The organism is Paenibacillus sp. 7541 (genome assembly GCF_002276395.1).
In the GTDB taxonomy this organism is placed as follows: Bacteria; Bacillota; Bacilli; order Paenibacillales; family Paenibacillaceae; genus Paenibacillus_AQ; species Paenibacillus_AQ campinasensis.
In genome coordinates this window covers 113,634-125,441 of the sequence record NZ_NQLZ01000005.1, presented here as the reverse complement: position 1 = coordinate 125,441, position 11,808 = coordinate 113,634, and the positions used below count along the sequence as shown (strand labels likewise).

Genomic DNA, 11,808 nt, shown 5'->3' with positions numbered 1-11,808 from the left:
TTTATGCTCGCGGGTCGCTGTTGTCATCCGGATTTCGCAGGAGCCGTGTATCCTCCCCCTGATCCGGGTTCACTTGTATAACCTCAAATGTAGCCCCGCAGTGCGGGCAGAATCTGGCGTTCATTGCCGAGCTCTTTCCACAGGCTCTGCACAGCTTTTCGTCCGAAAGATTCGCAATTTGCAGTTCATTTTGCTCCATTTCGAATTTCAGTTCCTGAATGCGCCGCATACAGGCTTCAAAGCTTTGTCTGTCAGGTGGCCATGCCCCTGACTCTGCCGATGCGTATACGATCTTGCCAATCTCCAGCAGCTGTCCGTCAATTTCGCTTCGCTTGCTGCTGTTCTGCAGCTTCAGCTTATTTACTTCCACCAAGATCTTGGCCTTGTTGCCGGCCTCCGACACACCAGCCTTGAATTTATCGAAAAAGCTCAAGGTCCAAACGCTCCCCTCGTTATAGTTGTCGCTTGTCAATCCCCCAGAGCAAGGGGCGTTCATTTCCTACATTATACATGAAAATAGACAGCCGGGTATGAAACAGGCTGTCTGAGAAGTCTCCTGGGTAAGGAAGCAAGTTATGATGGCATAGCTTGAAGATCAAAGCGTAATTCGCAGCGCATTTGCGCTCGCGTCATACGACAGGCTGGCGCCAAGCCCTCTGGCAAACACCTGAACAGGAACATAGGTCACGCCGTTAATGACCCGCGGAGGAGCAGCTATCGTCTCAGCCTTCCCGTTGTAGTACACCGTTTTGCTGCCGAGCGTGAGTGTCATTTTATAATTTTCTCTCTGTACTCCAATCGCCCCGGCCGACTTGTTCCAGCTCACCTGGGCACCCATGCGTTCCGCAATCTCTCTGAGCGGCACCAGGTTCGTATTATTTTCGATGATCGGATCGCTCCCGAATTGAAGTGCGCTGCCATTGATAAAGACTTTAAGCCCGGACTTTACATAAGCAGGCTTGCTCTCTTTCGGCTTGCTGGCCGACGAGCTGCTCGATTTCGGCGCGCTGGATTTCGATGCAGCAGAACCACCTGAAGAGGAGCTCGAGCTGCCTCCGTTATGATAATGATACTCCCCGTATTTCAATCCCCATCGTTCACAGTTGGTTCTGCAAGTATGACCGCCCTTGGAATCCGTTCTTCCGGGATGTGCCGCAGCTGCAGAAGTGGACATGAGCAATAAAACCAACATGCTTAGCAGTATTCTTTTCTTCATCGCATTATTCATCCTCCTGGTATAATATCCCTTTTATTCTAACATACCTCTATATAATCTATCACTATATAAAGATACTTTATTTAGTACTGATTCATCCTGGTTCACACGGTTAATCGTACATAAAACCATTTGCATTGCACACTATAATTGGGAAAGGAATGAGAAAATATGAGCAATAAAAAAGTCGATTACGAAGGTCAGTTTCCAGGTGTGCATCCCGTTCCCGAATCCGACCATCCGGAGGATCATGCAGCTACGGACATGCTGGATGATCTGGTTCAGGGAGTTCTGGAGAATGAAGATGCAGAGGAAATCCGAAGCAGCTCCAATGAGGCAACAGAGCAACCCAAATCGCCGAACAGCAGAAGAAGCTCCTCTCGTAAAAACACGCAATAATTGGCAGGGACAAGGCAATCGCTTTGGCATTCGCTCCAAATGACACTATAGGAGCAAACCAAATGATTCAACCCGAAACGAAAATAAAGGGCGAACAATTGCGGAACATTCGCACTTCTTCGCCCTCACTCATCTAAATATATCCAAATATATAAAGAGATTGTAACCCTATAAATGATCTCCCAAACCGTTCCTAAATAATTTATCGTTCTCATTTTGAGATCAATTACATTTATGTTATCATTACCATAGGAAGCTAGGAGCGAAGGGAGGGAAATGACTTGGAGCGTATATTGAAGACAGCACGATGGCTTTGGATGTTCGGTTTGGTGCTCATCACCGCCTTTGCGCTTTATTTTCCATCCCAGGAACAATATAAGGATGAGCATGCAGATCTGCGGTATGTATTTAAGCCTGACATTCACCATAACGCCGCGGTGCTTAAGCCATCTCATATTCTCTCCAAACTCAAAGTCGCCAGCAGCTTGCTGCCGGCATTCTTGACGACTTCGGCGGTCCTTATATTGAGAACGCCTAAGTTCAGGTTGCCCTATCGGTCGATAATCCCACTTCGGCTTCGGCTTTTATTATTATTTCCTATTAAATACACGTCGATATTTGTCAGCTTTTCGTCCCGTTCAGTAGCCCCGGTGTAATTTCAAGCTATAACTAATCATGTCCATTTTTTAGGAGGATTTTACTCATGCATGTACGTGAAACAGATCTGCCCGGAATCGGTAAGAAATTTGTGATTGATACGCGAGGCGGCGATAAGCTTGTCATCATTATTCATGACGATGGCCGCAGAGAAATGTATCATTACGAGTACGACGATCCGGAGGAAAGCATCTCCATGATCTCCGTCGATGACGACGAAGCTCGCCAAATTGCTGCCATTGTCGGCGGGTTGACTTATAAGCCGAAAGCTCTAGAAACGATTGATATGGCACTCGATGAACTCATCATCGAATGGTACCGGATTGAGCCTCATTACTATGGGGTTGGCAAATCCATCGGCGACCTGGGTGTCAGACAGTCCTCGGGCGCAACGATTATTGCGGTTGTGAATAAAAACAGCAAGCAAATTAATCCCGGTCCCGACGTTATTATTACAGCAGACTCGACACTCGTAGTCGTTGGTGAGCGCCAGCAGCAGCGGCTATTTAAACAAATCTTGATAGACGGACGGGGTTGATTGAATGGATCATTTGGTATTAGAAGTAGGACTGGCGATTGCCCTACTCGCCATCGCTGGGGTGCTGTCTGCAAAACTCCGCTTTTCTGTCGTTCCGTTCTATATTCTGATCGGGATGGCAGTAGGGCCACACGCACCCCACTTTGGCCCGTTTGATTTCCGGTTTATCGAGAGCGCACCATTTATTGATTTTCTCGGCCGGATCGGTGTACTGTTTCTGCTCTTCTATCTGGGATTGGAGTTCTCTGTCGGACGGCTCATTAAATCAGGCAAGTCGATTGCCGTCGGCGGAACCATCTATATTGCAATCAACTTCACCCTCGGATTGATGCTTGGTATCTTCTCCGGATTTCCGCTTCCAGAGACGTTGATTATTGCGGGGATCACAACGATATCCTCAAGTGCCATCGTGGCCAAGGTCCTCGTCGATTTGAAGAGAACGGCGAACCCCGAGACCGAGATGATTCTTGGTATTATCATGTTCGAGGACGTATTCCTTGCGGTTTATATCTCGATCCTGTCAGGTCTTGTCCTGAGCGGCTCGTCCTCACTTGGCGGCGTGCTGCTGTCGGCGGTTATTGCCCTTGGCTTCATGCTCCTGGTCATTGTGATCGGACGCAAGATGGTGCCGCTGCTGAACAAGGCATTGAATATTCGTTCCAATGAGCTATTCTGTCTCGTTATTTTTGGAGCTTTGTTCCTGCTTGCAGGCTTCTCCGAAACGATTCACGTTGCCGAAGCGATTGGCGCTCTGCTCGTCGGGCTTGTTCTGGCCGAAACTGAGCATCAGGAGCGGATCGAGCACTTGATCTTGCCGTTCCGTGACTTCTTTGGTGCCATCTTCTTCTTCAGCTTCGGGCTGTCGATCGTTCCGTCGGAGCTTGGAGGCGCTGTGGTACTGTCTGTAATTGCTGTAATTATCACTCTGTTCGGAAACTTCCTCGCAGGGATGCTGGCAGGACGAAGCGCTGGATTATCCTCCAGAGCTTCCTCAAACATTGGTCTGACTATCGTATCGCGCGGCGAGTTTTCCATCATTCTGGCCAATCTCGGCAAAGCGGGCGGACTTGCGTCCTTCATTCAGCCGTTTGCAGCATTGTACGTGTTGATCCTGGCTATTTTGGGGCCTTTGCTGACCAAAGAGTCGAAGCACGTGTACAATATCTTAAACAAAATCTTCAAGTTCAAGGATCATAAAGAAAAGCCGGCCAAACCCCGGCTGAAGGATGAGAGCACCAGCTGATAAAGGAGGTGCGTTGTGTCCATGCCTAATCTTCCGTATCCCATAACGGACGGTGACGCAGAAGACTGGAAACGGACATTCAGAATAAGACGGCTGCTCATGGCGGTGTTGGGCGGACTCATCGCTGCCCTTGGCCTTGATCTGTTCCTGGTGCCAAGCGGCATCATTACGGGAGGCGTGACAGGGATTTCGGCCCTGGCCTCCCACATAACAGGTCTGCATACCGGCATGTTTGTCTTTGTACTGAATCTCCCGCTTCTGCTGCTTGCCTTCCGCCAATCGGCCCGGGAAAAGGCTCTTATAGCAGCCATAGGACTTCTAACCTTCTCCATTTGCTCCATCGTGTTTTATCCCGTTCCCTCCGTGATTGACAGCAAGATCGGGTCGGCCGCCATTGGCGGGATCCTGCTGGGCACAGGGATCGGCATCGGAATCCGCTACGGCATTATACTGGATACTCTCCAAATGCCGAAGCTCTCCAGATCCTTGACCCGGCTTCTCAATCGGATCAAGCTTCCTGGCGTCCAGATCGGACTCAACCTGGCACTTCTTACCGTGGCCGGATTGGTGCTTGGCTGGGAGCTTGCTATGTACTCAGCCATTGCTTGCCTAGCGGCGCTGGAGGCCATCCGCATCTCCACCTCCAGCTTCTCGTTTCATCTTGGCATCCGGATTAACAGTGCCAACGAAGACGCGCTGGCTCAAGCAATCAACACGTTCTTGAATCGTGAGCCTGAAGAAGCGGACATGGAGGAGCGAAGCAAGTTTACCGCAGACGGCAATCAAGCACAGAGCGAGGCAGTGTCCGGAATGTTGTACCGGATTCATCTGTTCGAGCTGCCCCGGTTCAAGTCAATTGTAAGGAATCTGGACCCCGAAGCTGTTGTAACCTATGATGCAGCGTCATAATTTGAAGAGGCCGCCTTATCCTTCACGGAAAGGCGGCCTCTTGGCGTTGGATCAATTACGTGACGGAAAGTTAGCAGCTGCGGCTATTTTCGAAACATTTGAATCAGATACAGCAGCAGCGAGCCGACCACACTGATCACAAGGCAGGTCACGATAGGAAAGTAAATTTTGACATTGGGCCGATCCACTACGATGTCGCCCGGCAAGCGGCCGACCCAGCGGCCAATAAGCGGCCACAGCAATCCGATCACAATTAACGCCCCGCCAATGATCAGCAGCACTCGGGTTACGGGATGCACAGTTTGATCACCTCACGTTAGGTTTGCGTTCATGCCATACGGAATATGCATCTCTACTCTCCATCTTAAAACGGAAGTCTTCATTTTGCCAGTCTAAGAGGCGTTCACGAATGAACCGCCGCCTCAAGCCGGACACCGGAAAGATACCGCCTGTTATGTATGGTTAGCTTGTCCGGACCGTCTATTCCTGCTAATCATGAAAAGGCACGACTCTTGAAAGAGCCGCGCCCTCATTATTATCCCTTCACAGCCCCTGCTGTCATTCCGTCTATAAAGTATCGCTGAAAGGCAATGAACAGAACAAAGATCGGAATGATCGAGAAGAAGGAACCTACAATGAGCAGATCATAATTGTTGCCATACGGGGTCAACAGTGTCTTGAGTCCAATCGGAAGCGTGTATTTATTGGCATCGCTGAGGACCATGAAGGGCCACAGGAAGTTGTTCCAGCTGTTCATCCCGTTCAGAATGGCCATCGCCGCAAAGGAAGGCTTCATCACCGGCAAAATCAGTCTGATATATATGCCGTATTCGCTAGCTCCATCCACTCGCCCCGCTTGAATAATTTCGCTCGGCACGCCTCGCAAATACTGCCGGAAGAAAAAGATCGTAGCCGCACTTGCAATCCCCGGCAAAACGATAGCTGAATAGGTGTTCATAAGACCGATATTATAGGTCAATGTGTACAGCGGGAGCAGCAAAATTTCGAACGGAACCATCATAATAAGCAGCACGCAAATAAAAAGCATATTCTTGCCTTTGAACTCGTAGGCGGCGAAGCCATAAGCTACCGTTGCACTGACAATGAGCGTCAAGCTGACCTGGACAATCGTCAGAAGCAGCGAGTTGAAGAACCACATGAAATACGAGTGGCTTCCGGTGAACAGGTATATGAAATTATCCAGACTCATCACCGACAGGTCAAGCCGCAGGTTAAGCCCGTAACGAATCAGTTCCTCACCCGGTTTGAAGGAAGAGATCGTCACTGCGTAGAACGGAACGAGAATGAAGAAGCACAGGACAGAGAAAAAGATTAAAAGCGCAGCGCGCGGCCAAATCTCCTTATTCATCGCTCACTCCTCCTTCTTGAACATCCCGGACAGCGTCAGCTGCGTCAAATTAATGACCATGGTAATGGCCAGCAGGACAATCCCTACCGCCGCTGCATAACCGAGATTATTCCTCTCAATGCCCTGGCGATACAGATAACCGACGATGGTCAACCCGATATTTTTCGGAGAATTGTTACCGTTCCAGAGCATCATGCTTTCGATGAACATCGCCAACCCTGCATAGATGCTGATCGTTATAACATAGATCGTCGTGGGTTTGAGCAGCGGCATCGTAATTTTCATGAATTTCTGAAAGGACGACGCTCCGTCAATCGACGCGGCTTCATAATATTCATCCGGAATATTCTTCAGCCCCGACAAGAAGTAGAGCATATTCACCCCCGTCCACCTCCATGCGGCCAGCGCCAGCAATGCGATGAACCCGGTAACCTGTCCCTTGAGGAATTTGACCGGCTCGATGCCGAACCAGCCCAATATACTATTGATCAACGAACCCTCCATCTCGCCAAACATGAGTCTGAAGATCGTGCCTGCCACAACAACCGAGGTAAGCGCCGGGAAGAAGAAGGAGGATTTGAAGAACTCTCTCCCCCACATAAATTTATGGTTGATCAGCACCGCGAACAGCATCGGGAAAGGAATTAGAATGACGAGGGTCAGCACCATGTATACAGCGCTATTCAGCACAGCCTTCATAAAGATGCCGTCCCCTAGCAGCTTTTCATAGTTGCTTATGCCAACCCACTCCGCCTCCTGCCCGAGCTGGATCTGCTGAAAACTAATGCCGAGCGAGCTTCCAAGCGGATAGACCCAGAAGATGAGAAAGACCAGAATAAACGGCAGGACAAATACGTAAGGAGCAACTTTCTGGGAGTACAAAAACTTTCTAATCATACACCATGACTCCTTTGACGAACATTATTTCAATTCCTGCTCAATCTGCTGCTGCGCATCATTTAACGCTTGCGTAATGTCCTTGCCGTCCTCGAAAATTTCATTGTAGGTCGTGGTGGAGAGTATATTGTTGATCGTTGGTGTTGCGGGGGTCGATTTAATCAATTGAATTTCATCCCGGATCTCATTGAGCACATCAAAAGGATTGTTGACGAAATACTGGACAAACGCGTTCTCGGGATTGTGAGTGACTTCCTTCATCTCCCATACGTCCATATTGACCGGGTCGAATCCAAGTGTATTCCAAATTTCCTTGTTGGCGTCCAGCGACAGTTTGGCAAACGCCAGAAAGTCTTTGGCTAGCTGAATATCCTTGGCTGTCTGGGTGATGACGGTGCCCGTTCCGCCTCCGCCTACCGATCGCGGCATTCCCTCTTCGATGACCGGAATTGGAGCGATGGCAATTTTACCGGACAAGTCTGGCATGTAGTTCGTGTATCGGGACATCTGCCAGAGCGGCATAAACGCCGATACATAATTGCCGGCATTGAATTCGCCATAGGCCTCCTCCGTATCCGGCTGACCGCCTGCAATTGTGGCGATAACTTGGTTGTCCTGCAAATCTTTAAGTACCGTCATCGCTCTTATCATCGCTTCCGAGTTCACCTGAGGATTTCCTACCTCGTCGGTATAATCCGCCCCTTGCTGTGCAAGCAGCATGGAAGCCTGCCATGAGGCACTTGTATCGGCGGTCCCCATATATTTTCCAGTCTGTTCATATACCTTTATCCCCGCTTGCTTGAAGTCCTCCCAGGTTACAATCTCCTTGTAATCGACACCAACTTCTTCAAGAATTTCGGTATTATAGAAGGCAACGGATGCGCCCACATGGGTAGGCACTCCATAATTGACGTCATCCTTGCTGTATAAATCCACTCGGGATTGCACAATGGTGTCCCGGTACGGATCGATAACGTCATTCAGCGGAACGAGCTGGGGCGTTCCGGACAGAAAGTCCGGGAACTTGCCAAGCTCGATATCGGCGATGTCCGGTGCTCCGGTCCCCGATTGAACGGCTATGGATAATTTGTTATGCATATCATCATAAGGCATGACCGTCACATTAAGTTTGATTTGGCGGTCAGGATTGTCCTGATTCCACTTCCCCAGCATCTTCTCAAAATGCTGTCCGTGCAGCTCCACAAATGTCCAGTAGGACAGCTCGGTCGCATCCTCCCCGGCTCCTCCGTCGATGACCGAGCTTGTGCCTCCGGCATTATTCGAGCCGCCGCATCCCCACAGCATCGTCATCGCCAAAACCAGAAAACCGACAAACCATTTTTTAATCATTTCCATTGACCTCCCCAGATTTCATTCATACGTCCCTTGATGCCTGCTCGTATGATGTCTGTCAGTCAGAAAATGAAGCGCTTACAAGTTTCGACATGCCTTATGTCTTCTGAGTTATGCCTTATTGTCCGAACCTCCGCCCCTTAGGGACGATGGAACAGTGCCGCTCTAGATGTCACTGCTCCATCTGTGATTATGCCCTAGATCATACCCGGAACTATACATGCTGCATGGCTAGGCTAAATACTGCTAACTGCTCAGATGGCTGCACGCTCTATGCCTTGGCAGAATGCGTTAACCTTTCTTGAGCCGAATGACATTCCAGGAAGCCTTTGCAAGGGATGCGGTTAACATGCCGGAGTCCAGCTTCGCCTGTCCCCTGTGATGCGGCTTTACCTTCTCTTCATCCGCCGTATTGACGGCTTTCAAGTCCTCGTGCTCCATCACGATAAACTCCACAAGTTTGAAGCCTTCAAAGCTGCGCACGTCACACGTCAGCTCCAGTGACTGTTCCAGATGGCGATTCACCGCGAATATCGTAATTTCTTCCTCCGCCTCGTTATAAACGACAGCGCTGTCGAGGTATGGAACATCGGTAAAATCCTTCGAGTCATAGACCGGAGAATCGACGATGGGCTGCAGCGATACACCGCGCCCGTACCGGGAAGCATGCAGGTATGGATAGTAAATCGTCTGTTTCCATGCCCGGCCGCCATTCTCGGTCATAATCGGAGCAATGACGTTGACGAGCTGGGCCAGACAGGCCATCTTCACTCGATCGGCATGACGCAAAAAGGTGATCAGCATGCTGCCGACCAGCAGCGCATCCTCAAAATTGTAGACATCCTCCAGTTGTGGAGGTGCCACGCTCCACGGCTCGATTTGTTTGTCCGCATCGTTGGAGTGATACCAAACGTTCCACTCGTCAAAGCTGAGATGCATCGTCTTTTTGCTGCGCTTTTTCGCCTTGATGTAATCACAGGTAGATTTCACGGTATGGATGAAATGATCCAGATCAAGGGTAAGCGCCAAATAATTGGCCGTATCGTTAGCACGATTCCCGTAGTATTGGTGCAAGGAGATATAATCGACAGCCTCATAGGTATGATCCAGCGTGACGGCCTCCCATTCCGGGAAGGTTGGCATGTTCGCACTCGAGCTTCCACAGGCCACAAGCTCAATTTCCGGGTCTACCAGACGCATCGCTTTCGCCGTTTCCAGCGCCAGTCTGCCGTACTCCTCAGCTGTCTTATGCCCGATCTGCCACGGGCCGTCCATCTCATTGCCCAAGCACCATGTTTTGACTTGATGCGGCTGTTCATAGCCATGGCTGCGGCGCAGATCGCTCCAGTAGGTGCCGCCAGGGTGATTCGTGTACTCCAGCAAATTTCGGGCGGCATCAATGCCGCGCGTGCCAAGATTAACGGCCATCATCACTTCTGATCCGATTTCCTTGGCCCAGGTGATGAACTCATTGGTTCCCACTTCGTTGTTCTCCAGCGTTCTCCAGGCCAGTTCCAGCCGCTTCGGTCTCTCCGCTACTGGCCCCACACCGTCCTCCCAATTGTATCCGGACACAAAATTCCCGCCTGGATACCGAATGATCGGAACTTGCAGCTCTTGAATCAGCTCCTTTACATCCTTCCGAAAACCGCTCTGATCCGCGGACGCATGCCCAGGCTCATAGATCCCGCCGTATACGGCGCGTCCAAGATGCTCGATAAACGAGCCATATATTCGGTTGTCTACTTGCGCAATTCGAAATGACTTGTCAATGGTCATCCGTGCCTTCAATGTCCCAGCTGTCAAAACGCTTCACCTTCCAGTTTAGTTTTTCTTGAAACTTTTTAATAAAACCAATATGAATCCGTTTGCAAAATTAACATAGCATAGGTGTATAATCGTTGTAAATATAAAATGTTTTATGTTTATTAAAAATAATAGAATCGGCTTAATCGGAACATTCGCACGATCACTCTTCAGTAGTACATATAGCACAGAATTATTGTTTAGTGATTTAAGCCGTCATCTTATTCCGGTCTCCTTTTAATTCAAGTAAATATAAATAAAACAAGTAAAGTCCGGTCAAAATTCGACGGATTCAGCTTCAATCCTAGTCCATTTCAGATGAAGTTCTTTATTTCGCGACCATATTGATTTATACTCATTTAAAACAAACCGTCATCCGTCCGATTTAAGGTACGAATGGCGATCCCTATACGTGGAAGAAGGGTTGAAATCGTATGATTTACATCAAAGACTTAAAGAGCGGACTGGATATATTCAAAGCGCTTAGCTCTGAAATCCGGATCCAGATCCTTGAGCTGCTGGCTACCAACCAGAGCCTTAACCTGAATGAAATCGCCAATAGACTGAATTTAAGCAACGGTGCGATTACAATGCATATTAAGAAGCTGGAGGACAGCGGCCTTATCGAAATTCAAACGACCGGGGGGAAGCATGGCATTCAGAAGATTTGTTATCTGAACAAAGACAAGCTGATGGTCGACCTTCGGAGCAAGGATGCGGAGAATTTATACGAGGTTGAGATCAAGGTAGGCCATTACAGCGACTACCAGGCTATGCCAACATGCGGTCTCGCGACTAAGGACAGCATCATCGGCGACTTTGACGATCCCCGCTATTTCGCCGACCCTGACCGGATCGATGCCGAAATTATTTGGCTCACCGAGGGATATTTGGAGTATCGGATCCCGAATTATTTGAAGTCCAACCAGTCCTTCCGGGAAATCCAGTTCTCGCTGGAACTTGGCTCCGAAGCTCCCGGCTATTGCGATAACTACCCGTCCGACATTTACTTTTATATCAACGGGATCGAGATCGGCAGCTGGACCAGCCCAGGCGATTTCGGTGACACACGCGGCAATTTCAACCCGGATTGGTGGCCGCCTCAGCTGAACCAATACGGGATGCTCAAGCTGATCCGGATCAACAAAAAAGGCAGCTTTATTGATGGCTGCCGCATCTCCGATGTCACGCTGGACCAGATCCAGCTGGATTATAAGAGTGAGCTTACTTTTCGCGTCGCAGTCACGGAGAAGTCTGTGAACAAGCGCGGGCTTACGATCTATGGCAAGCACTTTGGCAACTACAGCCAGGACCTGCTGGCCCGTGTGCTTTATGATGTAAGAGAGGGTTAGAGCTGTATTCATGCATATCCGTATGATAAAAAGGGCTATCCCTAAGCCGTTATAAGCTGGCTTTGGGGG

The 11,808-nt window shown here is 49.4% G+C and carries 12 protein-coding genes; 5 read left to right on the top strand and 7 right to left on the bottom strand.

Annotation, left to right across the window (positions count from 1 at the left end; translation table 11 throughout):
- Position 1: 1 nt before the first annotated feature.
- Both CHH75_RS02855 and CHH75_RS02850 read right to left on the bottom strand, forming a co-directional pair.
- On the bottom strand, positions 2 to 433 hold the full coding sequence (locus CHH75_RS02855; protein ID WP_095263026.1) for a zinc ribbon domain-containing protein: 432 nt from the start codon (positions 431 to 433) through the stop codon (positions 2 to 4).
- Positions 434 to 595: 162 nt separating this feature from the next.
- Positions 596 to 1,216, bottom strand: coding sequence for a copper amine oxidase N-terminal domain-containing protein (locus CHH75_RS02850; RefSeq protein ID WP_095263025.1), 621 nt, complete (start codon positions 1,214 to 1,216; stop codon positions 596 to 598).
- Between the two features lie 171 nt (positions 1,217 to 1,387).
- Here CHH75_RS02850 and CHH75_RS02845 point away from each other — a divergent pair, with 171 nt between their 5' ends.
- The 4 genes from CHH75_RS02845 (at position 1,388) to CHH75_RS02825 (ending at position 4,962) form a co-directional block, all read left to right on the top strand.
- The gene (locus tag CHH75_RS02845) at positions 1,388 to 1,615 is read left to right on the top strand and encodes a hypothetical protein (protein ID WP_095263024.1); all 228 of its coding nucleotides are present in this window, start codon (positions 1,388 to 1,390) and stop codon (positions 1,613 to 1,615) included.
- A gap of 703 nt (positions 1,616 to 2,318) precedes the next feature.
- On the top strand, positions 2,319 to 2,810 hold the full coding sequence (locus CHH75_RS02835) for a cation:proton antiporter regulatory subunit (protein ID WP_095263022.1): 492 nt from the start codon (positions 2,319 to 2,321) through the stop codon (positions 2,808 to 2,810).
- A gap of 4 nt (positions 2,811 to 2,814) precedes the next feature.
- Positions 2,815 to 4,053, top strand: coding sequence for a cation:proton antiporter (locus tag CHH75_RS02830; RefSeq protein ID WP_095263021.1), 1,239 nt, complete (start codon positions 2,815 to 2,817; stop codon positions 4,051 to 4,053).
- Between the two features lie 21 nt (positions 4,054 to 4,074).
- Entirely contained in the window at positions 4,075 to 4,962 is an 888-nt protein-coding gene (locus tag CHH75_RS02825; RefSeq protein ID WP_095263020.1) for a YitT family protein, read from the top strand.
- Positions 4,963 to 5,045: 83 nt separating this feature from the next.
- Here CHH75_RS02825 and CHH75_RS02820 read toward each other — a convergent pair whose 3' ends face one another.
- From CHH75_RS02820 to arfA, 5 genes are all read right to left on the bottom strand, one after another.
- Positions 5,046 to 5,261: a DUF2905 domain-containing protein gene (locus CHH75_RS02820; RefSeq protein ID WP_095263019.1), complete on the bottom strand. Its 216-nt coding sequence runs from the start codon at positions 5,259 to 5,261 to the stop codon at positions 5,046 to 5,048.
- A gap of 236 nt (positions 5,262 to 5,497) precedes the next feature.
- Positions 5,498 to 6,331 carry a carbohydrate ABC transporter permease gene (locus CHH75_RS02815; protein ID WP_095263018.1) on the bottom strand — a complete coding sequence of 278 codons (834 nt, stop codon included), beginning with the start codon at positions 6,329 to 6,331 and terminating at the stop codon, positions 5,498 to 5,500.
- A 3-nt stretch (positions 6,332 to 6,334) separates the two neighbouring features.
- Positions 6,335 to 7,228: a carbohydrate ABC transporter permease gene (locus CHH75_RS02810; protein ID WP_095397407.1), complete on the bottom strand. Its 894-nt coding sequence runs from the start codon at positions 7,226 to 7,228 to the stop codon at positions 6,335 to 6,337.
- A gap of 24 nt (positions 7,229 to 7,252) precedes the next feature.
- The gene (locus tag CHH75_RS02805) at positions 7,253 to 8,578 is read right to left on the bottom strand and encodes an ABC transporter substrate-binding protein (protein ID WP_095397406.1); all 1,326 of its coding nucleotides are present in this window, start codon (positions 8,576 to 8,578) and stop codon (positions 7,253 to 7,255) included.
- A 294-nt stretch (positions 8,579 to 8,872) separates the two neighbouring features.
- Positions 8,873 to 10,360 (bottom strand): arabinosylfuranosidase ArfA, encoded by a 1,488-nt coding sequence (gene arfA / locus CHH75_RS02800; protein ID WP_095397405.1) that lies wholly within the window; start codon positions 10,358 to 10,360, stop codon positions 8,873 to 8,875.
- Positions 10,361 to 10,821: 461 nt separating this feature from the next.
- On the opposite strand from arfA, the gene CHH75_RS02795 reads away from it, so the two are divergent.
- On the top strand, positions 10,822 to 11,739 hold the full coding sequence (locus CHH75_RS02795; protein ID WP_095263014.1) for an ArsR/SmtB family transcription factor: 918 nt from the start codon (positions 10,822 to 10,824) through the stop codon (positions 11,737 to 11,739).
- Positions 11,740 to 11,808: the final 69 nt, after the last annotated feature.

Bases quoted from the DNA above. Each gene is read 5' to 3' on its own strand.
- CHH75_RS02825 (WP_095263020.1), top strand. From the start codon at position 4,075: ATGCCTAATCTTCCGTATCCCATAACGGACGGTGACGCAGAAGACTGG.
- arfA (WP_095397405.1), bottom strand. From the start codon at position 10,360: ATGACCATTGACAAGTCATTTCGAATTGCGCAAGTAGACAACCGAATA.
- CHH75_RS02815 (WP_095263018.1), bottom strand. From the start codon at position 6,331: ATGAATAAGGAGATTTGGCCGCGCGCTGCGCTTTTAATCTTTTTCTCT.
- CHH75_RS02850 (WP_095263025.1), bottom strand. From the start codon at position 1,216: ATGAAGAAAAGAATACTGCTAAGCATGTTGGTTTTATTGCTCATGTCC.
- CHH75_RS02830 (WP_095263021.1), top strand. From the start codon at position 2,815: ATGGATCATTTGGTATTAGAAGTAGGACTGGCGATTGCCCTACTCGCC.
- CHH75_RS02835 (WP_095263022.1), top strand. From the start codon at position 2,319: ATGCATGTACGTGAAACAGATCTGCCCGGAATCGGTAAGAAATTTGTG.
- CHH75_RS02810 (WP_095397407.1), bottom strand. From the start codon at position 7,228: ATGATTAGAAAGTTTTTGTACTCCCAGAAAGTTGCTCCTTACGTATTT.
- CHH75_RS02845 (WP_095263024.1), top strand. From the start codon at position 1,388: ATGAGCAATAAAAAAGTCGATTACGAAGGTCAGTTTCCAGGTGTGCAT.
- CHH75_RS02795 (WP_095263014.1), top strand. From the start codon at position 10,822: ATGATTTACATCAAAGACTTAAAGAGCGGACTGGATATATTCAAAGCG.
- CHH75_RS02805 (WP_095397406.1), bottom strand. From the start codon at position 8,578: ATGATTAAAAAATGGTTTGTCGGTTTTCTGGTTTTGGCGATGACGATG.